Below are 25,288 nucleotides of genomic sequence, written 5' to 3' on the forward strand. Positions count from 1 at the left end.
AACACCCCCGGGCCATGGCGGCACACCCCCGGGGCATGGCGGCGAGAATCCAGGCCGGCACGGCGGCCTGTTAGGCTGGCTCCTGGGCCTGCTGTCCTAGGCGTCGCGAGGATGATGCCGTCAGCCGACGAGACCGGCGGAACCGAGGCTGGCCCGGGCGAGGTCGACGCCGCAGGGCCTGCTTTCGCGGTGATGAACGGCCGAAAGCTGGCGTTCAGCGAGCCGCGGCAGGAGATCTACGAACTGAACGATACGGCGGCCTACATCTGGTACCGCCTGGCCGATGGCGACGCGCCGGCGGCCATCATCGACGGCCTGGCCGGACTCGGGATTTCGCCGGAGACCGCGGACGCCTATGTCCGCGACGCGCTGGCCGTCTGGGCCAGGCTCGCCGGCGCCGGCAGGGCCGGCTTGGGCACGGCAGCCAGAGGCGGTGCGCAGCCTCAGGTCATCCACGTCGCCGGGCTGGTCGTCCGGATTCGATACGACCGCCCGTCCCTGGCGCGGATCGTCGCGCCCGCCTTCGCCCATCTCGCAGCGAAATCCCCCGCCGCGCACGAGGTCGCCCGGGCGGATGTGTCGCTCGAGATCCTTGCCGAGGGGACCCGGTTCCGATTGCAGGCGGATGGTGTGGGCCTGGACGCATGGGGCCTGGACGAGCTCCTTCCGGCCCTGAAGGCACAGCTCACCGCGGCTGTTCTGGCCCACGGCCGGTATGCGCTGGCGATCCATGCGGCGGCCTTGGCGCACCGCGATCGCATGCTGCTGCTCGGCGGGGAGGCCGGGGCGGGCAAGACGACCCTCGCGCTGGCCTTGGCGCATGCCGGCTTCGGCTATGCCGGCGACGACATCGCCCTGCTGACGCCGACCGGCCGGGTGGCCGGGGTGCCGTTCGCCGCGGCGGTCAAGTCCGACGCCTGGGGGTTGGTCTCGTGGTTCCGGCCGGAATTGGAGACGGTCCGAACCTGCCTGAGATCGGATGGGCAGCATGTCCGCTATCTGCCGCCGTCCGCCCCTCCGGTGATCGAGCCCCTGCCGCTCGGCTGGGTGGTGCTGCTGCGCCGGCAGCCACGCCGCGCCGCGGCGTCCCTGGCGCCCTTGGACAAGGTCGACGCGATGCGGATGATCCTGGCTGAGGCGACCGCCCCCGGAGAGCGGCTGCGGACAGCCGCGTTCGGGCAGCTGGTCCAGGCCATGGCAGGCGCGCAATGCTATGTGCTGCACTATGCCCGGCTCGAAGACGCCGTGCGGGAACTGCAGCGCGGATGCGCCTGAAGATGCCGGCATTGAGGGCCCTGATCAGGGCCCTCGACGGCATACCGCCCGATCCCGCGGACTGGCTCGCCGTGATCGAGATCGCCAATCGCTCCTGGCTGACGCCGGCGGTGTTCCTCGCGCTTGAACGCAGCGGCGCCCTGCCTGGGCAGCCAGGCGAGATCCGCGACTATCTCGGCTTCATCCACGGTCGCAACCGGCAGCGAAACCTTCGCCTCCGGGCGCAGCTGATCGAAGCGATCGGAGCGCTGAACCGGGCGGGCATCAGGCCGGTGGCCCTGAAGGGGGCAGGCATCCTGCTCCTGGTGCCCGATGCCGATATCGGCGCCCGGATGATGAGCGATCTCGACCTTCTGGTCGCAGACGCGGAGAAACCCGTCGCGGACGCCGCTCTCGGGGCGCTCGGCTATCAGGCGTCGCAGGATCTGCATGGCCTGTGGCGCTCCGCGGACGCCGGCGTCCTGGAACTGCATTGCCTCAACGATGCGCTGGAGGCCTACGGCGCGGCAGTCTTCGCAGCGGCGCGATGCTGCTCCGTCGAGCGCGACCGCATCCAGGCCTGGCTGCCGTCCCCGACCTTCCGCGCCGTCCATCTGATCATGCATGACCAGATCAAGGAGGGTGACTACTGGCGCGGCAGCATCGACCTGCGCCATCTCCGCGATCTCGCCGCGCTGGCGGAGGAGATCGACTGGTCCATGCTCAAGGCGAGCCTGTCGGCGGCCGGCTGGTGGAACGCAGCCGAGACCCAGCTTCTGACCCTGCACGACCTGTTCGGAGTCGAGGTGCCGGCGGAGCTGACGGGCCGCCTGACTCCCCGGCTGCAGCACTGGCGGCGGATGGCTCAGATCCGGCATCCGGTCCTCGCGGCACCGCTGCGCTTGGCCGGTGCGACGGCGTGGCTGGCCCGGCGCATCCGGCTGGGAGACGGGCCTTCGTTCACCCTGGCCGATTTCGCGCCGCGGATCGCACGCAAGCTGCTGCAGGGACGCCGGAGAACCATCGAGGCCCTGATGGGAGTCCATCTCGGCCCCAAGCTCTAGGCCTTTGTACTCCGGCGACAAGGCGGACCCGCAAAATGGCCATCCCCCTTTGAGGGAGGGATACTTCCAAATCTCGGAAGATACTCCGAAAAACCCCGGCACCCCCGACCAAGGTGTGAACGGCGGTGCCGTTTGTTCAGGTTCCAGCCATCTCCTCGCCTGGTATACGAGTTTATGCAGACCAATGTATATTAGGAAATGACGCCGCTCGCGGAAGATGGATGACAATCACACAATCCCGGCGCGCAAGTCTGAAAGACAATCAGATGCGAGGATTTCCACTAGAAAGTCGCCTGAACGGCTTTATTTCACTGTCGGAAGAAGAGCTTGAGGTCCTAAGGGATCTTCACATTCAACGAACAATTCACAACAACACCGAACATTCGTATGAAGACGATGACAATAAATCGATTCACATCATCCTGAAGGGTTGGGGATATACGTACAAGGACCTTCCGAACGGCAAGCGGCAGCTGATCGATATCCTCATCCCCGGTGATGTCGCCGGACTTCGCACCAGCCTTCTCGGCCCTCACCATCATGGATTTCGGGCGATCGGCGAGCTCGAAACCGCTGAGATCGATGGTCGATCGATCGTTCGGCTGTTCCACGATTGGCCGCGCATTGCCCTGGCCTTGTTCTGGATCGCCAACCAGGACGCCGTCCTCATCGCCGAACGCCTCGTCGATATCGGGCGCCGTTCCGCCGTCACCAGGGTGTCGCGCTTCCTGCTGGAGCTCGGCGCCAGGCTCGAGACCGTCGGCCTTGCGACACCAGACGGATTTCACTGCCCGCTGACGCAGAACGACATCGCGGATGCCCTCGGCCTTTCGGCTATCCATGTCAACCGGGTGCTCCGCCAATTGCGGGAACAGGGCCTGCTGGCGTTCCGCAACGCGATGGTCGAGTTCCTCGCCCCCGAACGGCTGATCGCGCTGGCGCAATTCGAAGCTGCGGATCCTCCCGCTTCCGCCACGACCGGCCGGCCTCCCCGACGAACCCGCCCCACCAGAGATCCGGATCAAGCGTGAGAGAGATCCACCAAGGAGAGCAGTGATGATGGAGATCCCCCGCGTCGGCCCGCTGCCGAATGAACGCATACTTGTGGCCGGCGGCGCCGGCTATGTCGGAAGCCATGTCGCCTGGCTGCTGTGCCGCCTCGGCTTCCACGTCACCGTCCTCGACGACCTGTCGACAGGGCATCGGGGCGCCGTGCCCGACCGGGCCGAGTTCATACGCGGGGACGCGCGCGACCGTGCCGCCGTGTCGCGGATCTTCGCGGAGCAGAAGCCCACTGCCGTCATCAACTTCGCGGCGCTCAGCCTGGTCGGCGAATCCTATCGGGACCCGCTCGGCTACATCGCGCACAATCTCGCGATCACCCTCAACCTGGCGAAGGCATCCGTCGAGTCCGGCGTGTCGAGCTTCCTGCTCTCGTCGACAGCCAGCATCTTCGGACCCGACGCGGCCGGGCCGATCGCCGAGGATGCGCCGATACGGCCCGGCAACCCCTACGGGGAGTCGAAGGTGATGTGCGAGCGGGTGCTGCACTGGCTGGAAGTCGCGTCCGGCATCCGGACCGCCGCCCTTCGATACTTCAATGCTTCGGGAGCCCTGCTTTCCGGCAGTCTCGGAGAGGCTCACCTCCCCGAGACCCATCTGATCCCGATCGTCATCCAGGCCGCCATGGGCCTGCGCGACCACGTCGACATCTTCGGCAACGATCATCCGACCCCGGATGGGACATGCGTTCGCGACTACATCCATATCCTCGACCTGGCCGATGCGCATGTCAGGTCGCTGATCGCCCTGAGGACCGCAGGCGGCCTGCGCTACAATCTCGGCAGCGGCCGGGGATACAGCGTCCGCGAGATCGTCCGGGCGGTGGAGGAGCTGACCGGACGCCGCATCGCGACCCGGCTTCGGCCGCGCCGTCAGGGTGATCCCCCGAGCCTGGTCGCATGCACGGATCGGGTTCGGCAGGATCTCAACTGGCGTCCCGTGCACAGCACCCTTCCGACGATCATCGGGTCGGCCTGGAAGTGGCATGCCGATCACCCATACGGCTACGACGCCCAGGCAGCGTGACCGCCGGATGTCGGGCGCCGCCCTTTCAATGCGGGATAGGCGATCGGTTCGATGCGGCCCGCCATTCTGCGGAGAACCATCGCCTTTGCGTTCGATATTCAGGGCGGCTTTCGGCTGTATCGACCCGCGCAAGCCATGCCTTTTCCCAAGCGCCTTGCCGTCACATGGGGTAAAATTTTCCCCCAAAGAGGTATATTCGGATTAACCTGAGTTAGAGACATTCCATATATACTACGATATTATCCTGATCGTCGCTGATCTTACTGCCATGATCCGAGGGAAATCCAAGTATTTATTGGGAGTATCAACCTAGAGACTAGAACACTCCCGCCGCACCACAGAACACTAGCGCACTGTCGATGAACAATTTTGCGGAAGTGGAACAAAAAAACATAAAATTCGACAGATCCGACCGACGTGCAATTTTTTGATGCTGGGGGATCAGATTATGTCTTATCAAATGGAAGCGATGAGCCGGCCACCGGAGGCGACTGTCGCGAGCATAGGCGTCGTTCGCAGTGACTGCGATTTCGCCGACGCCGACTCCTCCACGGAACACCGGGTGCGGCTGCACACCAGCTGCATCGTCATCATCGATTCCCGGGCGCTGGACAGAGAATGCCTGGCCAAAGGCCTGATGGCGAATGACGCCAGCATCAAGGTATTCTCCTTCGGGACGATCGAGGAATGGCAGCAGGCCATCGATCTCCACGACCGTGCATCGGCCATTCTGCTCAGCCTGGGGTCGCGCACCGGCGGCGATGCCACCGTCGAGGCCGAGATCGGCGGCCTTGCCGGGACGTTCAAGGAGATCCCGATCATTGCCATCGGCGATCTCGACAATCTCAGCCATATCATGAAGATCCTCGAATATGGCGCCCGCAGCTACATCCCGACGAGCGTCGGGCTGGATGTCGCGATCGAAGCCATCCGTCTCGCCCGGGCCGGCGGCACCTTCGTGCCGGCCAGCAGCCTGGTGGCCATCCACAAGCGCATCGCCGCGGAAACCACGGCACCGGCGCCGACGCTGAACACGCTGTTCACCGCCCGTCAGGCGGCCGTGGTGGACGCGCTGCGGCGGGGCAAGGCCAACAAGATCATCGCCTATGAGCTGAATCTCTGCGAAAGCACCGTGAAGGTGCACATCCGCAACATCATGAAGAAGCTCAAGGCAAAAAACCGGACGGAAGTCGCCTTCAAGATCAACGACCTGTTTCCGCACGGCGTGATCGGCACCTAGCCTTAGGCGTGCCGAAGAGGCCTTCGCTCATGACCATAGCCGACGGGGCCGCCGGACGGACAAGCCTGTGACGGCCGTGTCCTCGAATCTCATCGCCTCGTCGGGCCGGCCCAAGGATCAGACCCGTGATCGTGTCGAAGCAGGCCGCTGTGCGGCAGACATCGAAGGTGCGCGAGTATCTCCGGTTCCTCAGGCGCCGGAAGTATTCGGTCGCGCTTCCAGCCCTGATCTTCCTCGCGGTCGGGCTGACCCTTTATTCCGTGATGCCCCGCCGCTACGTGGCCGAGGCGGTCGTTGCGCTTGACCCGCGGCGCATCCAGATCCTGTCGACCGAAGCGGTGCTGTCGCCCCTGCCGCAGGAAAGCCCCGTTCTGCGGACGGAACTGGACATCATCAACTCCCGGCTGATGGCCGAGCGCGTGCTGGACCGGCTGGAGCGGATGGGGCTGGAGATGCCGTCGCCGGCCACGTCCCTGACGAGCACCGCGCTGCAGCTCTTCTCCGGCCGAACGAGGGCCCAGGCGGAGGCCGCGGCACCGGTGGACCGGCGAACGCAGATCGATCGGCTGCTCGGCAATCTGACGGTCAGCAACGACGGCCGTTCCTACACGATCTTCATCATGTTCGCGGCGACCGATCCGGTCTATGCCGCCGCCGCCGCCAACGCCTTCGGCGAGGCCTATCTCGACTACCAGGCCGACATGCAGGCCGCCGCCACGCGGCACGCCACCGAGTGGCTCGGCTCCAAGCTGGTCGACCTCCGCAAGCAGTTGGAGGCGTCGGAAAGCGCAGTCGAGGCCTTCCGGCGCGATGCAGGCCTGGTCATCGCGGAAGGCACCAGCCTGCAGGCGCAGCAGCTCAGCACGCTGAACACCGCCCTGATCCAGGCCCGGTCCGAGCGCGCCGCCGCGGAGGCCCGCTATCAGACCGCGACGACGCTGGCCCGGAGCGACAACGGTCTCGACTCCTTCGGCGCGGTGCTGGGCTCCCCCATCGTCCAGGCGCTGCGCGCGGAACAGGCCAAGGTCGACCGTCAGCTCTCCGAATACGAGGACACCGGCGTGACCAAGAGCGCGGAGCTGCCGGTGCTTCGATCCCAGCAGGCCTCGCTCCGGCAGCAGATCAGGCAGGAGGTCGACCGGGTGGTCGCCAGCCTGGCGAACGAGGTCGAGGTCGAGCGGCGGAAGGAGAGCGGCCTCGAGACGACGCTGCAGGCGGCCGAGGCGGCGCAGTCGACCGTCAACGCCGCGCAGCTTCAGCTGAACCAGCTGGAACGCGAGGCGAGCGCCAACCGCACGGTCTACGAGAGCTATCTGACTCGCTACAAGCAGACGATCGAGCAGGACGGCCTCGCCCTGCCTGAAGCACGGCTGATCTCGCAGGCCGAGCCGCCCGGCCTTCCTGCGGCGCCGAAGCTGATACCGTTCGTCGTGCTCAGCCTGCTGGCCGGATCCGGCCTCGGCCTCGGCGTCGCCACGCTGCGGGAAGGCTTCGACAACCGGGTGCGATCGCGCCGCGATCTGGAGGAGATCACCCCCCTCCCCGTTCTCGATCTGGTGCCCTATCTGCGGGCGCCGCGCACCTTGCCGGTCCATGCCGCGGTGGTCGAGATCCCCGGGTCCGCCTTCGGCGAGGCCGTGCGGCGGCTGCGATCCACCCTGCTCCTTGCCCCGATGCTGAGACGGGCCAAGGTCCTGGCGCTGACCTCCCCGGAACGAGGCGACGGCAAGACGACGCTGTGCCTCACCCTGGCCCGCTCCATGGCGCTGACCGGCCAGAAGGTCATCCTGATCGACGCCGATCTGCGCAATCCGATGGTGGCATCGATGACGGGCGTCGAACCATCGGTCAGGCTTCTCGACGTGGTCCGCGACGGCCGTCATCCGAACGACGCCATCACGGCCGACAGGATCTCGCCGCTGCATCTGATCGCCGCGTATCCGGATCGGCTCGCGGCCGAGCGCCTCCTCGACGAAGCCGGTTTCGCCGCTTTGCTGTCCCAGCTTCGCCAGCGCTATGACCGCATCATCATCGACATCGGATCGGTCGAAGCGTCGACCAGCACGACCCAGCTCGGCTCGCTGGTCGACGGCATGGTGCTCGTCACCCGCTGGGAGAAGACGACCCGGAGCATCGCGGCATCGTCGATCCGGCACCTGGCCTTCCGCGGGGCGCCCATCTCGAGCGTCATCCTCAACGGCGTTCGCGGGCACCGGCCTGACCGTGACGAGGCCGACCATCCGGCCGTCCCGGCGCTGCCCGACGGGACGGCTCTGCTCGCCAAGCCTTACAAGGCCGGGGACGACTTGGCTGTTGCGCACGAAGCCTGACGCCACCTTGCCCTGAAGCCCCCCTGCAAGGACCATGAGGTCACGCGACATGCCACTCAGCCCCTTTTCCGCGCCACGCCGGCGCCCGACCCGGGCCCGCCTGGCCCTGCTGCTCCTCGCCGGCCTGGCGTCGGCCCACCCGGTCGCCGCCATCGCCCAGGATACGCAGGCCTACAAGGTCGGCCCTGGCGACACGCTGGCGATCACCGTCGCAGGCCAGGAGGGCTTCTCCGGCAAGTTTTCGATCGGGCCGGACGGCAGCATCAACTACCCGCCGCTGGGCGACCTCCGGGTGGCGAAGCTGACCCCGGGCGAGATCGCCGACCGGATCGGCCAGGGCCTCAGCCAGTATCTTCAGGCCGGCAGCGGCGTGCGCGTCGCGATCGAGGAATACGCCCCGGTGTTCGTCATCGGCGACGTCGACCGGCCGGGACAATACCAATATCGTCCGGGCATGATCGCGCTGGAGCTCGTGGCCGTCGGCGGCGGGATGCGGCGCGCCCAGTTCACCAGCGAGAACGGCACCCTGCAGATGATCCAGACGGAACAGGACTATGCCGATCTGAAGCTGCAACAATTCGCGCTGCAGGTCCGGAAGGCCCGGATCGCGGCGGAAATGGCCGGTACCGAGTTCAACTATGCCATTCCGGATCATGACGGCCTTCTCGACCGTCCGGCGATGCAGCGGGCCATCGATGCCGAGACCACCCGGTTCCGCACCCGCCGGGATGTCCTGCAGAGTCAGGAAAAGGCGTTGATGGATCAACGCGCCAGCTACGATTCCGAGATTGCGGCCCTCGAGCAGAGCATCAAGCTCTATGACGAGGAGATGGCGCTGATCGCCGAGGACGTCGCCGCGACCAGGACGCTCGCCGACCAGAAGCTGGTCGTCCAGTCCCGACTGAGGGAAGTGCAGCGCAGCTATTCCGCGGCCCAGCGGGACGAGCTGGAACACCGGTCCTTCCTGGCGCGAGCGCGCCAGAACCAGCTCGACATCGTCCAGCGCCTCGTCGAGCTGCATAATCGGCGGGCCGACGAGAATGCGAGCACGCTGCGCGATATCGACCTCGAATTGTCCCGAAACGGGCAGAAGCTGGCGTCCCTGCTCTCCACCCTGACCGAGTTGAAGCGGCAGGCCGACACTTCGGCAGCCGCGGTGACGACCGTCACGGCGTCCTACACCATCACGCGCGTCGTCGACGGCCAGCATCAGCAGATCGTGGCCGACGAGCAGGCAGCGATCGAGCCGGGCGACATCCTTCGCATCGACCAGAAGCTGACCGTCAGCGGCACCCGGGTGAGCCTGAACTGACAGCCGGTGCCCGCCCGGCGACGATCATCCTGACCCGGGGAGCGCCGGCGAGATCGACGGCGCTCCCCGGGGCATACAGGCAGGGACAATGAGCGGTTATGCCAGCCGGTATCGTCCGCCGCGGAGATCCCGGCCGTCCGCCGCGTGATCGATCCAGTGGCGGGACGTCTCCTCGATCCCCCGGCGCAGGTCGATGCTCGGCTGCCAGCCCAGCGCTCGTATCCGGCCGACATCCAGCAGCCTGCGCGGCGGGCCGTCGGGCCGCGTGAAATCGAAGGTCATGCGGCCGCGATAGCCGGCGACCTCCGCCACGAGCGCCGCCAGGCCGGCGATCGAGATCTCGGCGTCGGCGCCGATATTGATCGGCATCGGCCCGTCGTAGCGGCGCATCACCAGCACGCACGCGTCCGCCAGGTCGTCGACATGGAGGAACTCCCGCCTTGGCCGGCCGGAGCCCCAGATCGTGACGGTCGGCCGCCCCTGCGTCTTGGCCTCGTGGAACTTGCGGATCAGGGCCGGCAGGACATGGGAGGTTTCGGGATCGAAATTGTCGTTCGGACCGTAGAGATTGCAGGGCAATGCGGAGACGAAGCGGCAGCCATACTGGCGGGCATAGCTCTCCGCCAGCTTCAACCCGGCGATCTTGGCCACAGCATAGGCCTCGTTGGTGGCCTCGAGGGTTCCGGTCAACAGCTGCTCCTCCCGGATCGGCTGCGCGGTGTCTCGCGGATAGATGCAGCTGGATCCGAGATGAAGCAGCTTTTCGACGCCGACGCGGTAGGCCGCATGGATGATGTTCGCGGCGATCATCAGGTTGTCGTAGAGGAAGTCGGCCGGCCTGGACGCGTTGGCGACGATGCCGCCGACCCGTGCCGCGGCGATGAAGACGATGTCGGGCCGCGTCTGCTCCATCCAGGCGGTGGTGGCGGCCTGATCCCGCAGGTCGAGCGCGGAGCGCTCGGCCAGGATCAGGCGGCATTGCTCGCGACCGAGCCTGCGGCACAGCGCCGACCCGACCATGCCGCGGTGCCCGGCGACCCAGACGCGCCTGCCGGCGAGCTCGATCGGGGCGTGGACGGATTCAGTTGAAGCGGTCATTGCGTCCGGTTTCCCACATGACGGTCTGCAAATCCGACTGCACCATCTCCGCCACCAGCGCCTCGAACGGCACGGTATGCCGCCAGCCCAGCCTCTCGCGGGCCTTCGCCGGGTCGCCGATCAGGAGGTCGACCTCGGTCGGCCGGAAGTAGCGGGGATCGATCTCGATCAGGGGTGAGCCGGTCCGTGCGTCGAGGCCCTTCTCCTCGACCCCCTGCCCCACCCATTCGATGTCCCGGCCCACTGTCCGGAAGGCGAGCTCGACGAATTCTCGCACCGTATGGGTCTCGCCCGTCGCCAGGACATAGTCGTCCGGTTCATCCTGCTGCAGGATGCGCCACATGCCGTCGACGTAGTCGCGAGCATGGCCCCAGTCCCGCTTGGCGTCGAGATTGCCCAGGAACAGGCTGCGCTGCAGCCCGCGTTCGATCGCGGCGACCGCCCGCGTGATCTTCCGCGTGACGAAGGTCTCGCCCCGGATCGGACTCTCGTGATTGAACAGGATGCCGTTGGAGGCGTGCATCCCGTAGGCCTCGCGATAGTTCACCGTGATCCAGTAGCCGTAGAGCTTGGCCACGGCATACGGGCTGCGGGGGTAGAATGGCGTCGCCTCATCCTGTGGGATGCGTTGCACCCGCCCGAACAGCTCGGATGTGGACGCCTGGTAGAAGCGGCAGCGGTCGCCGAACCTCAGGACACGCAGGGCCTCCAGCAGGCGCATCACCCCCAGCGCGTCCGCGTTGGCGGTATATTCCGGCGTCTCGAAGCTGACCTGAACATGGCTCTGGGCGCCGAGGTTGTAGATCTCGTCGGGCACCACCTCCTGGATGATGCGGCAGAGATTCGTCCCGTCGGTCAGGTCGCCATAATGCAGATGGAAACGAGGGGTCGCGCCGTGCGGATCCTCGTACAGATGATCGATCCTCTGGGTGTTGAACGACGACGACCGCCGCTTCACGCCGTGAACCCGATAGCCCTTCGACAACAGAAATTCGGCAAGATAAGCACCATCCTGCCCGGTAACACCAATGATGAGCGCGGTCTTTTCGGACATACACCAACTCCGCACTAAAAGAGAACGAGATATCTTTTCGTATTATTGTCACAACATCGATTTTATGAAGACAGGCCCGATCCGGCATCCTGTCCAATGGGGTGCGTGCCGCCGGCGGGGAGGTAGGCGGGTGCAAAATCGGGCGGGGCGAGCCATCCCAATGGCTGGCCCTATATCCGTTCGGCGATCCCACCCGGATCGAGCGGCCGGCCGCGGCGGACCAGCTCGGCCGCCCGGAGACCGCCGGCCTGCAGGCGGACGATCGGCTCCGGGCCGAGGGCGTTGAGCAGGATCGCCATATGCCCGTGTCGCGGCGGCTGGGGCGGCCAGACGGCGATGCCGCGGCGCCGGACCTCGTCGCGATCGATGTCGCCCCAGAACTGCGCCAGCAGCGCCTGCGGCGCCACGCACGCCAGATGGCGGATGTCCTCGCCCGCGAGCCGCAGGCCTTCGTCATCCGGCCGCAGCGACACCAGCACCGCCTCCCACGCGGCATCCGGCACCGTTCCCGCTGTCTCGAAGACCTCGGCCCGGGCGCCGGCGGCCGCAAGCCCCTCGGCCAGGAACGGCGCAAAGGGGTTGTCGCACAGCACGGCAATGCGCTGCCCGACGACCGGCAGCCCGGCGTCGCGCAGCAGCCTCACGCACAGCGGCCCCAGAAAGGGGAATACCCCAACGGCAGGATGGCGCTCGTTGACGGCGACGATCGGAATGCCGCGGCGGCGACACGCCTCGCGGTCGATATCCCCGCCCCGGATCTCCCAGCCCTCGAACATCAGCCCGATCACCGCCCGCTTCGGCAGTTGGTCGATCAGCCGGGCGTCGATCGGCCGCAGATGGCCGCTGTTGGTCAGAATGTCGACCGTCGCCAGCATCTCCGCCGGCAGGGTCTCGATCACCGCGACGCGGTCCTGGACGCCGAGCGCTCGGGCCAGGGCCATGGTTCCGGCCGCGATCTCCGCGGCCGTGCCGTAGCGGCTGGAGCGGGTGAAGGCCCAGACCCGCGCCGCGCCGGCCAGCGCCGCGATCACGGCCGTCGTCGCGTAGGCGCCGGTCGCGGCCTCGGTCAGCACGGTCAGCCCGGTCAGGTCGAGCCCGGTGGCCGCGATCCTCTCCCGCATCAGACGGCACAGCAGCGTCACATCGTCGGCCGGTGATGCGCCGCCCATATCAGGCGGCATGGACCGGCTCCCGCTGCCCCGGAGCCGCCGAGGCCAGGGCCCTGCGCAGCGCATCCACCACCTGGATCTGCACCGCCGCCGTCATCTGCGGGAACAGCGGCAGCAGGATACAGCGATCCCGCGCCTGCTCGGAATTCGGCAGCGGGAAGCGCAGCGGCTGGTCGGCATAGGCGGGTTCGAGATGGGCGCACATGACACCGCGCCGCGTGGCGATGCCATTGTCCAGAAGGCTCTGCATGACCGCGCGCTGGTCCGCTTCGGCCGGCAGGTGGACGCAATAGCTCTGCCAGTTCGAACGGGCCCAGCTCGGCTCGAATGGCACGGTCACCCCTTTGAGGACGTGCAACAGCTGCCGGTAGTGATGCGCCAGCTCGCGGCGACGCGCCACGATCGCCGGCAGCCGCTTCAGCTGCTGACGCCCGATGGCGGCCTGAAGATCGGTCATCCGGTAGTTGTAGGCCGGCGTGCCATAATCCTCGAAGACCACGGTCCCGCTGCGGTGCCGGATCGTGTCGGGCACCGACATGCCGTGCTGGCGCAGAAGCCGGAACCGGGCGTCCCATTCGGCATTGTTGGTCGTCAGCATGCCGCCGTCACCGACACTGACCAGCTTGCGCGGATGGAACGAGAAGCAGGCGATATCGCCACGCGGCCGCCCGATCTTCTCCCACCGGCCGTTGAACAGGATCTCGGATCCCGCGGCACAGGCTGCGTCCTCGATCACGGCCAGTCCGTGGATTCGCGCGATCCGCAGGATCGCCGGGAGATCGCAGGGCATTCCGATCTGATGGACGCAGAGGATGGCCCTGGTCCGCGGCGTGATCGCCCGTGCGACGGCCTCGGCCGAGATGTTGAAGGTCTCGGCGTCGATGTCGACGAACACCGGCACCGCGCCGCATTGCCGGATCGCGTTGGCCGTGGCGATGAAGCTGTGGCTGACCGTGACGACCTCGTCGCCGGGCTCCACGCCGAGCGTGAGCAGAGCCAGATGCAGCGCCACGGTGCAGTTCGCCACGGCACAGGCATGGCGGGCGCCCACGAACCCGGCGAACTCCGCCTCGAACGCGGCGACCTGCGGGCCCTGCGTCAACCAGCCGGAGCGGATCACCTCCGCCGCGGCGGCGACCTCTTCCTCGCCGAGCAGAGGCTGGGTGATCGGGATCATGCGACGCTCGCCTCGGGAATGGCGACCTGTTTGGCGGGACCGTCCGACGGGGCTGCGGCGACCGGCCGGCCGGCCGAGGCCTGCCGCCACCATGCCACGAGTTCGCGCAGGCCGGTCTCGACCGGCACGCTGGTGCGGAACCCGAGCAGCTCCTCGGCGGCCCGCGTATCCGCCACGCGCTTGGCGACCGGATTCACCGTCCGCTCCGCCATATGCACCGGGGCCAGCCATGGCCGCTCCATGGCAGCGCACATTGCCCGGGCGAGATCCAGCAGCGATGTTTCCTCGCCGCTTCCGACATTCAGCGCCACATCCGTGGCGTCGGTGGTGGCCGCCAGGATGTTGGCGCGCGCCACATCCTCGACATGCACTAGGTCCATGGTCTGCTGCCCATCGCCATAGATGATCGGCGGGCTGCCGGCCTCGATCCGCTCCATCCAGCGGATCATGACCTCGGTGTAACGGCCGTGGATGTCCATGCGCGGCCCGTAGACGTTGAAGTAGCGCAGGGCCACATAGTCCAGCCCGTACATGTCGTTGAAGGACCGCAGCAGGCCTTCTCCGAACGTCTTGGCCGCGCCGTACAGCGTGCGGTTGGCGTAGGGGTTCTGCGCCTCCGGGGTCGGGAACTGGTCCGCCATGCCGTAGATCGAGGCGGAGGACGCCATCACCACCTTGCGCACCTTGGCGGCGACGCACTGCTCGAGCAGATCGAAGGTGGCGTCGACCATCACCTCGATCGCCTGCCGGGGCTCGGCGGCGCAATGGGTGATGCGCAGTGCGGCCTGGTGGAACACGGTATCGATCCCGTCGACCAGCCCGGTCATCACCGACCTGTCCCGGATATCGAGGTCGATCAGGCGCACGCGGCCGCTCTCCATGGCCTGCGCCAGGTTCTCCGGCCGGCCCCGAACCATGTTGTCGACCACCAGGATCTCGGAGCATCCGGCCTCGACCAAACGATCGACGATCCGCGATCCCACGAACCCGGCCCCGCCGGTGACCAGCACCCGCTTGCCGGTCAGAATACCGCTTTGGCTGGACATGATGACCTCAATCAGGAAGGTGGGAATTGATGTCGGTCAGGCGACCGAGGCCTTTTGTGGTTGGCAGATTTCTGTCACCGCCCGGGCGATCTGGCGCGCCACGTCCTCTGCCAGCTCCGGATAGATCGGCAGGGACAGCGTCTGGGCGGCCATGGCCTCGCTGACCGGGAACTGCCCGGGCCCGTAACCCAGCCCGGCATAGGCCGGCTGCAGATGGACCGGCCGCGGGTAATGGATGCCGGTGGCGACGCCGATCTGCGCCAGGCGGGACCGGACGTCGTCGCGGTCGTCCACCTGGATGGCGTAGACGTGATAGGCATGGTCCTCGCCCGTCGACCGGGCCGGGAGCCGGAGGCCGGCGACGCCGGACAGGGCCTCGTCGTACACGGCCGCGACCCGCCGGCGGCCATCCGTCCACTCGTCCAGATGGCGCAGCTTGACGCCGAGGGCAGCCCCCTGGATGGCATCCATGCGGTAGTTGAAGCCGTGCCGGACGTGATTGTACTTGCCGTTCTGGCCCCAGTCCCGCAGGCAGCGGATCGTCTCCGCCAGATCGGCGCGGTTGGTGACGATGGCTCCCCCCTCGCCCACGGCGCCGAGATTCTTGCCGGGATAGAAGCTGAAGCAGCCGATATCGCCGAATGTCCCGGCGGCGATGCCGCCGCGCCAGGCGCCATGCGCCTGCGCCGCATCCTCGATCACCCAGACGCCATGCCGATGGGCGATTGCCAGGATCGAATCCATATCGGCCAGGCGGCCATGCAGATGGACCGGCACGATCGCCTTCGTCTTCGGCGACAGCGCCGCCTCGAGCGCCGTCGGATCCATCGTCCAGGTCACGGGATCGATGTCGACGAAGACCGGCGTCGCCCCGGCATAGAGGATGGCGGCAACGGTGGCGACGAAGGTCATCGGAACCGTGATGACCTCGTCACCCGGACCGACGCCCGCCGCCAGCAGGGCGAGGTGCAGGGCCGAGGTTCCGGTGTTCAGGGCCACCGCCTCCCGGACGCCGCAATAGGCGGCAAAGCCGTCCTCGAAATCCGCGACGGGTGCGCCCAGGACATAGTCGGCGCTGCGCAGCACCTCCAGGACCGAACGCTCGAGCTCGGGGCCGATCTGGCGGTACTGCGCCCGCAGATCCAGGAAAGGTATCATGACGCTCTCCGCAGCTTGACGAGGTCGACGGGCTGGCCCCGCTGCTTCATCGACTGCGAGGCCGCTTCCAGCATCTCGACGATACGGAGGCCGCTGCTTCCGTCCGTCGTGGGCCGCGACTTGGTCTGGATGCAGTGGACGAAGTGTTCGACCTCGGTCAGCAGGGCTTCCTTGACCGAGATCTGGGGCGACCACATGTCCCCCATCCGGTAGGAGACGAGCAGCTTGTGGATGTCCTGCACGTCGCTGGCCAGATCGATGCCGCGATCGTAGACCTTCACCTTCTCGCTGGCCTGCAGGTCGTCATAGACGATCATCCGGCGGCTGCCGCCGATCAGCGTCTGCCGGATCTTGACGGGTGCGAGCCAGTTGACGTTCAGGTGGGCGATGGCGCCGCCGCTGAAGAAGATCGTCAGCTGCGCCATGTTCTCGGGATTGCCGGGGACATGGCCGGTGCCGCTGGCGGATACGGCGACGGGATGCGTCGGCAGGACGAAATCGAGGATCGCGAGGTCATGGACCGCCAGGTCCCACAACACGTTCACGTCCCGCTGGAACAGTCCCAGGTTGATCCGCGTGGAGTCGTAGTAATAGATGTCGCCGATCGCGCCCGAGGAGATCATCTCCTCGATCTTCTGCACCGCGCCGGTATAGATGAAGGTGTGATCCACCATCAGCGTCAGGCCGCGCTGCGCCGCCTCCTCGATCAGGATCGACGCCTGGGCGGAGGATTCCGCGATCGGCTTCTCGACGAGGACGTGCTTGCCGGCCCGCAGGGCGGCGAGGGCGATATCGAAATGGCTCGCGACGGGCGTCGCCACCACCACGGCGTCGACCCGCGGATCGGCCACCAGCTCGCGCCAGTCGGAGAGCAGACGCGCCGTCGGATGGCGCTTATGCGCCCGCCTCAGGGCATCGTCGGACATGTCCGCGACGGCGGCGACGGCACAGCCTTCGGTTTCGGCCACGGTGCGCGCCAGATTGGGCCCCCAGTAGCCGTACCCCACCAACCCCACACCGATCACGACACGGCCCCCTTCGAGAGTTGAGTATGTTTGCCAGCTCCGCCCCCCGCCTTCTCCGCGCCTCGCGCACATCGCCGATGACGCGCGCCGGAACGCCTGCGACGATGGCGAAGTCGGGAACATCGCGGGTCACGACGGCGCCGGCGCCGACCAGAGCCTCCGCACCGACCGTGACTCCGCCGATGATCGTGGCGTTCGAGCCGATCGACGCCCGCCGCCGGATCAGGGTCGGCGTCAGCTCCCAGTCCCCGTCGACCTGAAGGCTGCCGTCCGGATTGGTCGCCTGCGGCAGAAGGCCGTTGGTGAACATCACGCCGTGCGCGATCATCACCTCGTCCTCGATCACTACCCCTTCACAGATGAACGAATGGGACGAGATCTTGCAGGACTCGCCGATGCGGGCGTTTTTCTGGATCTCTACGAAGGGGCCGATCCTGGTGTGGGCGCCTATGGTGCAGCCATAAAGATTGACCAGGCCGTCGTGAAAAATGACAACGCCTTCTCCGAGATCGACATTGGTGATCGGCATTCATCGATTCTCACTTAATTGTAAGGGGCATGAATATTGATTTAGGCGCCTCAATCGAGGCCGCACGGAACCATACCGCGCTCAGCCAGAATAAGAATTTGACCAAGGGAATGCTGGCGGCTCAATCGGGCCGGCCATTTTGATAACCCCGGCGGGGCCAGGGTGAGGATGCACCTACCTCTCCCGGTTGATCGACGGTCCCCCCGGGGGGCGACGGTTCCGCCCCGCGAGCGACAGCTACCGCCTTTGCGCTTCTTGCTGCGCCGCGGAACAGCGCACCACTGTAGCGGCATCGAGAGTGCGGACGAACAACTGGCGATGCGCGTTCGTCCCGAGGGCGGCCCTCCCAAAGCCGTCGGCGAAAGGAACCAGGACCGCGCGATTCATGAAAATCATTCTTGTGAACCGTTACCTGTATCCCGACCAGTCGGCGACCAGCCGGATGACGTCGAGCCTGGCGACGGGCCTGGCGGAGCGGGGATTCACCGTGGTCGGCCTGGCCAGTCGCGACATTCACAACGACCGCAGTGGGCGCCTGCCCCCCGAAGGGCAGATGGGCGCGGTCCGGCTGCAGCGCCTCTGGACCTCCGGCTTCGGCCGGGCGACCCTCTGGGGCCGGGCTCTCGACTACCTCACCTTTCACATCTCCGCGGCGCTGTGGGTGCGGCGGCATGTCGAGCCCGGCGACATCTGCATCATCGGCACCGATCCGCCGCTGCTGTCGGTGACGCTGGCCCTGCCGCTCCGGCTCAAGGACGCGCAGATGGTGAACTGGCTGCACGACCTGTTCCCGGAGGTCGCCCTCCGTCTCGGCGTGCCGGGCGCCGGCCCTCTCGGCACCGTGGCGCTGGCCCTGCGCGACTGGTCGCTCCGGCAGGCCGCCGTCAACGTGCCGCCGATCGGCACGATGGCACGGCTCCTGGAAGATCGAGGCGTCGCCGCGGACAGGCTGAAGGTCGTCCACCACTGGGCCGACGGAACGGACATCCGCCCGGTGCCGCCGGCCGCCAATCCCCTGCGGCGGCAATGGGGGCTCGAAGGCAAATTCGTCGTCGGATATTCCGGCAATTTCGGCCGGGCGCACGAATTCGACACGGTGCTTGCCGCCGCGGAACGCCTGAGATCGCGTGACGACATCAGGTTCCTCTTCATCGGCGACGGCCACCGGCGGCCGGAGGTGGAGAAGCGTGTCCGGCAGAGCCGGCTGCACAATGTCCAGTTCCAGCCGCTGCAGCCGAGCGAGCGTCTTGCCGAGAGCCTCTGCGCCGCGGACGTGCACCTCGTCTCGCTGCTGCCGTCGCTCGAACCCTGCATCATTCCCAGCAAGTTTTACGGCATCCTGGCCGCCGGCCGCCCGACGATCTTCGTCGGCGACCTGGCCGGCGAAGTCGGCTCCGCCCTCACCCAGGCCCGGTGCGGCCGGTCCGTCGTCATCGGCGACGGCGAGGGGCTGGCGACCTGCATCCGCGAACTGGCGGAGTCGCCGGAGACCTGCGCCCGGATGGGCGCCGATGCGCGCCGGCTGTTCGAGACCGAATACACCCAGACGCGGGGATGCGATCAATGGGCAGGCCTGATGATGCGCCTCCTGCGCCGGCCCGACGGCGCGATCTCCCAGGCGCTCGAGCCGCCACTGGCGAAGAAGAAGGCATCGTGACCAGAAGCATCGTCGTCAGCCAGCTGGGCGCGCGCATGCACTACGCCGTGCCGCGCATCCTGCACCGGGCCGGGATGCTCACGCATTTCTACACCGACATCTGCGCCACGAAGGGCTGGCCCCGCCTGCTCGGCCGCTTGCCCCGGAGCGTCCTGAACAACGGCCTGCGGCGCCTCGCCGGCAGGGTCCCGGCCGACATCCCGGCCGATCGGATGACCTGCTTCAACGGGATCGGGCTGCTCTACACCCTGCATCGCATGCGCGCGCGCAGCCCCTCCGAGGAGACGGCCGCGATGCTCGCCACGGCGCGGGCGTTTTCCAGGCGCGTCGTGCGGCGGGGTTTCGGCGACGCGGACGGCTTCTACGGAATCGCCGGCGAGTGCCTGGAGCAGATGCAGGCGGCCCGCGCGGCGGGGCTGTGGACGGCGGTCGAGCAGATCATCGCGCCGCGCGGAATCGTCGAGCGGCTGATCCAGGAGGAGGCCGCGCGGTTCCCCGACTGGGAGAGACCCGGACCGCCGGACCGCCATGCCGAGGCATTCGGCGCGCGCGAGAAGGCCGAATGGGAAGCGGCCGACCTGATCGTCTGCCCGTCCGAGTTCGTGCGGCAGACCGTGATCGAGAGCGGCGGGCCGGCCGGTCGTTGCGTTCTGGTGCCTTATGGGGTCGACGCCCGCTTCCAGCTTCCGGAGCGGCGCCGCATCGGCGGCCCTCTGCGCGTGCTCACCATCGGCGCCGTCGGTCTGCGCAAGGGGTCCCCCTATGTCGCCGAGGCCGCGCGGCAGCTGGCAGGGCATGCCGTGTTCCGCATGGTCGGTCCGTGCAACCTTCCCGAGCAGGCCCGCTCCCGCCTGGGCGATCTGGTCGAGATCACGGGACCGGTCCCGCGGGCCGAGATCCTCGACCACTATGCCTGGGCCGACGTCTTCCTCCTGCCGTCGATCTGCGAGGGGTCGGCGACGGTGATCTATGAGGCGATGGCCGCCGGGCTGCCCGTGATCACCACCGCGAACAGCGGCAGCGTCGTGCGCGACGGCCTCGACGGCTTCGTCGTCCCCATCCGCGATGCGGCCGCCATCGCCGAGGCGCTCGCCTTCCTGCATGGGCATCGCGGCCGTCTCGCCGATATGTCCCGCCAGGCCCAGGCCAGGGCCCGCGACTTCGATCTCGCCGGCTATGGCCGCCGGCTCCGCCAGGCGCTGGCGCAGCCCGGCGAGCACAGGCCGGCCCTGGCCGTCCGTTGAGAGGATCGACCATGCAGGCCCGTCCGGCCATCTCACAAAGGTGTTCCGCCGCCACGTCCGACCAGGAGGCGCCGCCGACCCCTCTGATCAAGATCGGAATGATGCTGGCCTCCACCGCCGCGGCCGATGGTGGCGTGTCGGAAGTCGTGCGGGAGCTCGCCCGCACCATGCACGATCCGTCGTCGGTTCAGGTCGACGTGCTGACGTTGCAGCGCCGCGGCGATGCCGAGCCGTCGGAAGGCTGGGACGGCATTTCCATCCGCCGGGCGCGAAGCTTGGGCCCGAGGAGCTTCGGCTATTCCCGGCAGCTCGACATCCTTCTCGACGAATCCGACATCGATCTGCTGCATGTCCACGGCCTCTGGATGTATCCGTCAATCGCGGCGCAGCGCTGGCATCGACGGACCCGGCGACCCTACGTCCTCAGCCCGGAGGGCATGCTCGACCCCTGGGCGCTCGCCAGCAAGTCGTGGAAGAAGGGCCTGGCGATGCGGCTCTACGAGGATTCGCATCTGCGCGGCGCGTCCTGCCTGCACGCCCTCAACGAATCCGAGATGCAGTCGATCCGCGCCCTCGGCTACACGGCCCCGATCTGCCTTGTTCCGAACGGCGTCAGCCCACCGCCCGCGGACCTGCCGCCGCCGCCCTGGCACGGCCGCATCCCCGAGGATGCCAGGGTGCTGCTCTATCTCGGCCGGGTGACGCCGAAGAAGGGCCCCGCTCAGCTGATCCGCGCCTGGTCAGCGCTGCAGGCAGGGTGGCCCGCAGCGGCACGGTGGCACCTGGTCTTCGTCGGCCCCGGCCCCGACACCTATCTCCAGGAGCTCCAATCCACGATCGAGCAGGTCGGCGTGCAGGAGAGCGTCCACATCGTCGGTCCAGCCTATGGCATCCACAAGTCCGCATGCTTCGGCGCATCGCACGGCTTCGTTCTTCCGTCATTCAGCGAGGGGATGCCGATCGCCGCACTGGAGGCCTGGTCCCACGGTCTCCCCGCGCTGCTCACGCCGCAATGCAACCTGCCGGAGGGCTTCGCCCATGACGCCGCCGTCGCCATCCAGCCGGATGTGGCGTCCATCGCGGACGGCCTGCGCCGCCTGACCGCCATGACCGACCGGCAGCGCGCGGCCATGGGCGCCAGGGGACGGGCGCTCGTCACCGACCGCTTCTCCTGGCCCGCCGTCGCCCGGCAGTTCGAACAGGTCTATCGCTGGCTGCTCGGCCAGCAGCCGCCGCCCGACACGATCAGGCTGGCCTGATCATCCCTTCCCGGAAAGCCGCCCGATCGCCCGAGGGAGATGATCCGATTGCGCCGCTCCATCATCTTCGCCTTCATCGCCCGGTACTCGATCAACGTCATCAACCTGCTGATGGCCGCCATCCTGGCTCGGCTGCTGCATCCCGACGAGATCGGCGTCCTCGCGATCGCCGCGGCGATCTTCATGATCACCGAAGCCCTGCGCGATTTCGGCACCAGCGTCTATCTCATCCAGGCCCGGGACATCACGCCGACGGGGGCCGGCACCGCCTTCACCGTGATGCTGATCCTGTCGCTCGCCCTCGCCGGCACGGCCTATGCCCTGGCGGGCCCGATCGCCGCCTTCTATGACGAGCCGAGGCTCGAGCCCGTCCTGCACATCGCGGCCCTGGGCTTCCTGATCGGGCCGTTCCTCAGCCCGAGCCTGGCGCTGCTGCGGCGCGACATGGCCTTCGACGCCATCGCGGTCATCATGATCTCCGGCGCGGTGGTGAACCTGGTCAGCGCCGTCGCCCTGGTGCTGCTCGGCGCCGGATATGCCGGGCCCGCCTGGGGATCGGTCATCGGCGGGCTGGCGAGCACCGCCCTCGCGCTGCTGCACCGCCCCCAGCTCTGGATCTTCCGCCTGACGCTGAGGGATTGGCGGGCCGTCGTCTCCTTCGGCGGCTATTCGAGCGCGACCGCGATCCTGAACCTGTTCTACATGATGCTGCCGCAGCTGGCGCTGGGCCGCATCCTCGGCTTCGAGGCGGTCGGCCTGTACAGCCGGGCGACCATGCTGTGCCAGATGACGGAGCGCACGATCGCCAGCGCGATCGAGCCCGTGGTCCTGCCGGCCTTCGCCGCCCAGGTGCGCAGCGGCGAGAACCTGAAATACGCCTATCTGCGCGGGATCAGCTACATGAGCGCGGTGCAGTGGCCGTTCCTGCTTTGCCTGGCCCTGCTGGCGGATCCCGCCGTACAGCTGCTGTTCGGGCCGCAATGGTCGGCCGTGGCGCCGCTGGTGAGCACCATGGCCCTCGCCTCATGGGCCCTGTTCCCCGCCTTCATGACCTATCCCGCGCTGGTCTCGGTGCAAAGGGTCAGGGACACCCTGATCCTCAGCCTGATCGTCCTCCCGCCCTGCATCGCCGTCATCATCGGCAGCGCCTTCGCCGGGCTGCACTGGGTGGCGGCGAGCCTGTTCCTGACGGCGCCGCTGCAGATCTTCGCGTCGTTCACCTTCATCCGTCGGTCGATTCCCTTCAGCTGGGGCGAGCTGGCGGCGGCGTGCCGGCGCAGCGCCCTCGTGGCGCTGGGCACGGCGGTCATCCCGCTTGCGGCGGTGGCCATGGAAGGGTTCCGCTTCGAGCGGCCGCTCGCCGCGATGCTGATCGTGGTTCCAGCCACGGCGGCAGCCTGGCTGATCGGATTGCTGGCGACCGACCACCCGCTGCTGTCCGAGATCGGCGGCAGGGCCCGTGTCCTGTCCTGGCTCGGCACCCGCCCGAGGACCTGGCTGGGACGAGCCAGGCATGCCAGGCCATGGTGACGGCCGGTCCCTTCCGGCGCGATGTGCTCAGGGGCCTGTCCGGCCTCGCGGTCGCCGGCGCAGCCGCCTCGGCCGCCCCTGCTTCGGCGGCCGAGGTTCCGCCGAGCACGGTGACGCAGATCTACACGCCGCGGGATTTCGGCGCGCGCGGCGACGGGGAGGCGGACGACACCTCCGCCTTCCGCGCCATGCACCGGACACTGCGGCAGCGGCAGGCGGAGGATGATCGCTTCCGCGCCGCGGATCCGCAGCGCCCACCCGTCGAATTCGTCATCCGCCTCGATCCGGGGCGCTATCGCTACACCTGGAACCGCTGGACCTGGGGGCTCCGCCGGGTCACCGTCCTGGGCTACGGCGCGACCATCCAGTGCCTGCATTCCGGCCCGTACGACATCGACCAGGCGCCGCTCATGAGCAACCGGGACCATTACTGGGCCTGGGCGGCGGACGGTCCGGCCTATGGCGACACCTCGGCCGGGCCGGCGGAGCAATACGGGCTGCGGCTTCGTACGGCCAGGCCGGGGGACGAGGCCGTGACCCTCCTCGCCCCGGCGGCCCCGCTTCCCTTCGCGTCCGGGAACTGGGTGCTGATCCAGTCCTACGCGCAGCAGCAATACGGCTACCCGCCGAACATGCGGTACTTCGAGCGGGCCCGGGTCACCGCCGTCGACGGCCTGGTGATCCGGCTGGACCGCCCCCTGCGCCATCTCCATCGCGACGACTGGCCCGAGGATCCGTCGCAGCCGCCGGCCATCGGCAGCGCCCGGATCGTGGCGATCGACCGGCCGGACTGTCCGCTGGCCCTGTCGCAGCGGTTCCTCGGGCTGACCGTCGCGTCCAATCCCCGTCACGCCGTGCGTGACGCCGGCATCAGGACCACGCGCGAAACCCTGAACATCAACGGCACCATGCAGGCCGTCGTCGAAGACTGCGACCTGATCGCCTTCGGCGTCTCGCAGGTTGGCGACGTGCAGGTCCGCAACTGTTCCTTCGCCTATACCGAACCGGACAAGCTGATCGACCGGTTGAGTTTCGAAGGCTGCACGATCGGATCGCTCCAGCAATGCACCGGGGTCAACCATCTGACCCTCCGCAACTGCACGATCGAAGGCGACGCCCAGATCCTCGCCCGTGAGGCCGTGGTCGACGGCTGCACCTTTCCCGGGCCGGCTTCTCCAGGGGAAGACCGGCGCGGAATCAATCTGGAAGGCCCGAACCCGACCCGTCGCATGACCGTCACCGGCTGCCGCTTCTTCGGCCGCGGCGACCCGACGGGGCATGCCCTGCGCGGGCCGGTCTGGATCGAGGCCGCGATCGACGGGCGCGACGTCCGGCTCCGCGACGGGAACCGGCTTCATGTCGCCTATGGCAGCCAGGCCTATTCCACCCTGGTCGATCTTCTCGAAGAGGGCTGGCCGATCCGGATCGAAGGACCGGACGGCCCGCAATTCGGCCGCTGCTCGGAGATCGCGGATGCCGGCGACGGGGCCGTCATCGGCGTCTCCGTGCCGGGGCGGCTTCGGCCCGGAGCCCGGCTGTCGATCCCCCGCCTCCTGTCCCTGTCCGTCACCGGCTGCCGCTCGACCGGATTGCCCGGCACCCGTCCGGATCCGCCCGATCTCACCTGGGAAGACGAGATCGACCATTCACGCCGCCTGCGGATGGTGCTGCGATCGACCGTCGCCTCCCGCCCGGCTTGGCTGCCAGGCTATCTCACGGCGTTCCGCTGCATCGTGCTGAGACCTTATACCGGGCCGTCGCCGGGGTGCTTCCTCACCTTGCGGGAAGAGGGGCCGGAGCCGTTCGAGCTGAACATCGACCTGACCCAGGCGGGGACGCGCGAGGTGACCGGCACCGGCCTGCGGCTGAACCCGAATGACGGCTTCACCATCGGCGGCCGGCCGGCGCGGCAGCTGCCGGATCTCCGCTATGTCCGCGCGGCCTGGGCGCTGATCGTCACCGAGCCGGGCGCGGTTCCAGCCCCGGCCCTCGGATCCGAGGCGGAGCAGGCCGTCCTGCGCCTCGAGGTCGAGGTCGAGCCGCCCTTTGCGTGA

General features: G+C 67.8%; 20 protein-coding genes. 12 read left to right on the forward strand and 8 right to left on the reverse strand.

The window, feature by feature from the left end; genetic code table 11:
* Positions 1-111 precede the first annotated feature (111 nt).
* The 7 genes from LG391_RS28465 to LG391_RS28495 all read left to right on the forward strand — a co-directional run bounded on the left by LG391_RS28465 (position 112) and on the right by LG391_RS28495 (position 9,288).
* Positions 112-1,275: a PqqD family protein gene (locus LG391_RS28465; RefSeq protein ID WP_225771436.1), complete on the forward strand. Its 1,164-nt coding sequence runs from the start codon at positions 112-114 to the stop codon at positions 1,273-1,275.
* Positions 1,266-2,318 (forward strand): nucleotidyltransferase family protein, encoded by a 1,053-nt coding sequence (locus tag LG391_RS28470; protein WP_225771437.1) that lies wholly within the window; start codon positions 1,266-1,268, stop codon positions 2,316-2,318. The genes LG391_RS28465 and LG391_RS28470 overlap by 10 nt, the downstream gene beginning before the upstream one ends.
* A gap of 221 nt (positions 2,319-2,539) precedes the next feature.
* Positions 2,540-3,349 carry a Crp/Fnr family transcriptional regulator gene (locus LG391_RS28475; RefSeq protein WP_225771438.1) on the forward strand — a complete coding sequence of 270 codons (810 nt, stop codon included), beginning with the start codon at positions 2,540-2,542 and terminating at the stop codon, positions 3,347-3,349.
* Positions 3,350-3,374: 25 nt separating this feature from the next.
* A complete protein-coding gene (gene galE, locus LG391_RS28480; protein WP_225771439.1) occupies positions 3,375-4,406 on the forward strand; it encodes a UDP-glucose 4-epimerase GalE in 1,032 nt (343 codons plus the stop codon).
* Between the two features lie 448 nt (positions 4,407-4,854).
* Entirely contained in the window at positions 4,855-5,646 is a 792-nt protein-coding gene (locus tag LG391_RS28485) for a response regulator transcription factor (RefSeq protein ID WP_225771440.1), read from the forward strand.
* 125 nt (positions 5,647-5,771) lie between these two features.
* Entirely contained in the window at positions 5,772-7,976 is a 2,205-nt protein-coding gene (locus LG391_RS28490; RefSeq protein ID WP_225771441.1) for a polysaccharide biosynthesis tyrosine autokinase, read from the forward strand.
* Positions 7,977-8,025: 49 nt separating this feature from the next.
* Positions 8,026-9,288, forward strand: coding sequence for a polysaccharide biosynthesis/export family protein (locus LG391_RS28495; RefSeq protein ID WP_225771442.1), 1,263 nt, complete (start codon positions 8,026-8,028; stop codon positions 9,286-9,288).
* A 96-nt stretch (positions 9,289-9,384) separates the two neighbouring features.
* On the opposite strand, the gene LG391_RS28500 is transcribed toward LG391_RS28495, so the two are convergent.
* From LG391_RS28500 to LG391_RS34905, 8 genes are all read right to left on the reverse strand, one after another.
* Positions 9,385-10,386, reverse strand: coding sequence for a GDP-L-fucose synthase (locus LG391_RS28500; protein WP_225771443.1), 1,002 nt, complete (start codon positions 10,384-10,386; stop codon positions 9,385-9,387).
* Complete coding sequence (gene gmd / locus LG391_RS28505) at positions 10,370-11,440, reverse strand: GDP-mannose 4,6-dehydratase (protein WP_225771444.1); 1,071 nt, start codon at positions 11,438-11,440, stop codon at positions 10,370-10,372. Before gmd ends, LG391_RS28500 begins: the two co-directional genes overlap by 17 nt.
* 170 nt (positions 11,441-11,610) lie before the next feature.
* Entirely contained in the window at positions 11,611-12,621 is a 1,011-nt protein-coding gene (locus tag LG391_RS28510; protein WP_225771445.1) for a hypothetical protein, read from the reverse strand.
* A complete protein-coding gene (locus LG391_RS28515; RefSeq protein ID WP_225771446.1) occupies positions 12,611-13,786 on the reverse strand; it encodes a DegT/DnrJ/EryC1/StrS aminotransferase family protein in 1,176 nt (391 codons plus the stop codon). The genes LG391_RS28510 and LG391_RS28515 overlap by 11 nt, the downstream gene beginning before the upstream one ends.
* Positions 13,783-14,832: an SDR family NAD(P)-dependent oxidoreductase gene (locus LG391_RS28520; protein WP_225771447.1), complete on the reverse strand. Its 1,050-nt coding sequence runs from the start codon at positions 14,830-14,832 to the stop codon at positions 13,783-13,785. The genes LG391_RS28515 and LG391_RS28520 overlap by 4 nt, the downstream gene beginning before the upstream one ends.
* A gap of 36 nt (positions 14,833-14,868) precedes the next feature.
* Positions 14,869-15,990 (reverse strand): DegT/DnrJ/EryC1/StrS aminotransferase family protein, encoded by a 1,122-nt coding sequence (locus tag LG391_RS28525; protein ID WP_225771448.1) that lies wholly within the window; start codon positions 15,988-15,990, stop codon positions 14,869-14,871.
* On the reverse strand, positions 15,987-16,997 hold the full coding sequence (locus LG391_RS28530; RefSeq protein ID WP_304608576.1) for a Gfo/Idh/MocA family protein: 1,011 nt from the start codon (positions 16,995-16,997) through the stop codon (positions 15,987-15,989). The genes LG391_RS28525 and LG391_RS28530 overlap by 4 nt, the downstream gene beginning before the upstream one ends.
* Entirely contained in the window at positions 16,885-17,544 is a 660-nt protein-coding gene (locus LG391_RS34905) for an acyltransferase (protein ID WP_304608573.1), read from the reverse strand. Before LG391_RS34905 ends, LG391_RS28530 begins: the two co-directional genes overlap by 113 nt.
* Before the next feature lie 385 nt (positions 17,545-17,929).
* Between LG391_RS34905 and LG391_RS28545 the strand changes: the two genes are divergently transcribed.
* The 5 genes from LG391_RS28545 to LG391_RS28565 are packed head-to-tail and all read left to right on the forward strand — an operon-like array spanning position 17,930 to position 25,288.
* Positions 17,930-19,201, forward strand: a complete 1,272-nt coding sequence (locus tag LG391_RS28545; RefSeq protein WP_225771450.1) for a glycosyltransferase family 4 protein — start codon at positions 17,930-17,932, stop codon at positions 19,199-19,201.
* Positions 19,198-20,445: a glycosyltransferase family 4 protein gene (locus tag LG391_RS28550; protein WP_225771451.1), complete on the forward strand. Its 1,248-nt coding sequence runs from the start codon at positions 19,198-19,200 to the stop codon at positions 20,443-20,445. The genes LG391_RS28545 and LG391_RS28550 overlap by 4 nt, the downstream gene beginning before the upstream one ends.
* An 11-nt stretch (positions 20,446-20,456) precedes the next feature.
* Positions 20,457-21,704, forward strand: coding sequence for a glycosyltransferase (locus LG391_RS28555; RefSeq protein WP_225771452.1), 1,248 nt, complete (start codon positions 20,457-20,459; stop codon positions 21,702-21,704).
* Between the two features lie 48 nt (positions 21,705-21,752).
* Positions 21,753-23,234 carry a lipopolysaccharide biosynthesis protein gene (locus tag LG391_RS28560; protein ID WP_225771453.1) on the forward strand — a complete coding sequence of 494 codons (1,482 nt, stop codon included), beginning with the start codon at positions 21,753-21,755 and terminating at the stop codon, positions 23,232-23,234.
* On the forward strand, positions 23,228-25,288 hold the full coding sequence (locus LG391_RS28565; RefSeq protein WP_225771454.1) for a hypothetical protein: 2,061 nt from the start codon (positions 23,228-23,230) through the stop codon (positions 25,286-25,288). The genes LG391_RS28560 and LG391_RS28565 overlap by 7 nt, the downstream gene beginning before the upstream one ends.

This window comes from Inquilinus sp. Marseille-Q2685, from assembly GCF_916619195.1.
Lineage (GTDB): Bacteria > Pseudomonadota > Alphaproteobacteria > DSM-16000 > Inquilinaceae > Inquilinus.

Coding starts and splice junctions, on each gene's coding strand:
- LG391_RS28510 (WP_225771445.1), bottom strand. CDS start 12,621: ATGCCGCCTGATATGGGCGGCGCATCACCGGCCGACGATGTGACGCTG.
- LG391_RS28515 (WP_225771446.1), bottom strand. CDS start 13,786: ATGATCCCGATCACCCAGCCTCTGCTCGGCGAGGAAGAGGTCGCCGCC.
- LG391_RS28485 (WP_225771440.1), top strand. CDS start 4,855: ATGTCTTATCAAATGGAAGCGATGAGCCGGCCACCGGAGGCGACTGTC.
- LG391_RS28525 (WP_225771448.1), bottom strand. CDS start 15,990: ATGATACCTTTCCTGGATCTGCGGGCGCAGTACCGCCAGATCGGCCCC.
- LG391_RS28520 (WP_225771447.1), bottom strand. CDS start 14,832: ATGTCCAGCCAAAGCGGTATTCTGACCGGCAAGCGGGTGCTGGTCACC.
- LG391_RS28500 (WP_225771443.1), bottom strand. CDS start 10,386: ATGACCGCTTCAACTGAATCCGTCCACGCCCCGATCGAGCTCGCCGGC.
- galE (WP_225771439.1), top strand. CDS start 3,375: ATGATGGAGATCCCCCGCGTCGGCCCGCTGCCGAATGAACGCATACTT.
- LG391_RS28545 (WP_225771450.1), top strand. CDS start 17,930: ATGAAAATCATTCTTGTGAACCGTTACCTGTATCCCGACCAGTCGGCG.
- LG391_RS34905 (WP_304608573.1), bottom strand. CDS start 17,544: ATGCCGATCACCAATGTCGATCTCGGAGAAGGCGTTGTCATTTTTCAC.
- LG391_RS28475 (WP_225771438.1), top strand. CDS start 2,540: ATGACAATCACACAATCCCGGCGCGCAAGTCTGAAAGACAATCAGATG.
- gmd (WP_225771444.1), bottom strand. CDS start 11,440: ATGTCCGAAAAGACCGCGCTCATCATTGGTGTTACCGGGCAGGATGGT.
- LG391_RS28555 (WP_225771452.1), top strand. CDS start 20,457: ATGCAGGCCCGTCCGGCCATCTCACAAAGGTGTTCCGCCGCCACGTCC.
- LG391_RS28495 (WP_225771442.1), top strand. CDS start 8,026: ATGCCACTCAGCCCCTTTTCCGCGCCACGCCGGCGCCCGACCCGGGCC.
- LG391_RS28470 (WP_225771437.1), top strand. CDS start 1,266: ATGCGCCTGAAGATGCCGGCATTGAGGGCCCTGATCAGGGCCCTCGAC.
- LG391_RS28465 (WP_225771436.1), top strand. CDS start 112: ATGATGCCGTCAGCCGACGAGACCGGCGGAACCGAGGCTGGCCCGGGC.
- LG391_RS28565 (WP_225771454.1), top strand. CDS start 23,228: ATGGTGACGGCCGGTCCCTTCCGGCGCGATGTGCTCAGGGGCCTGTCC.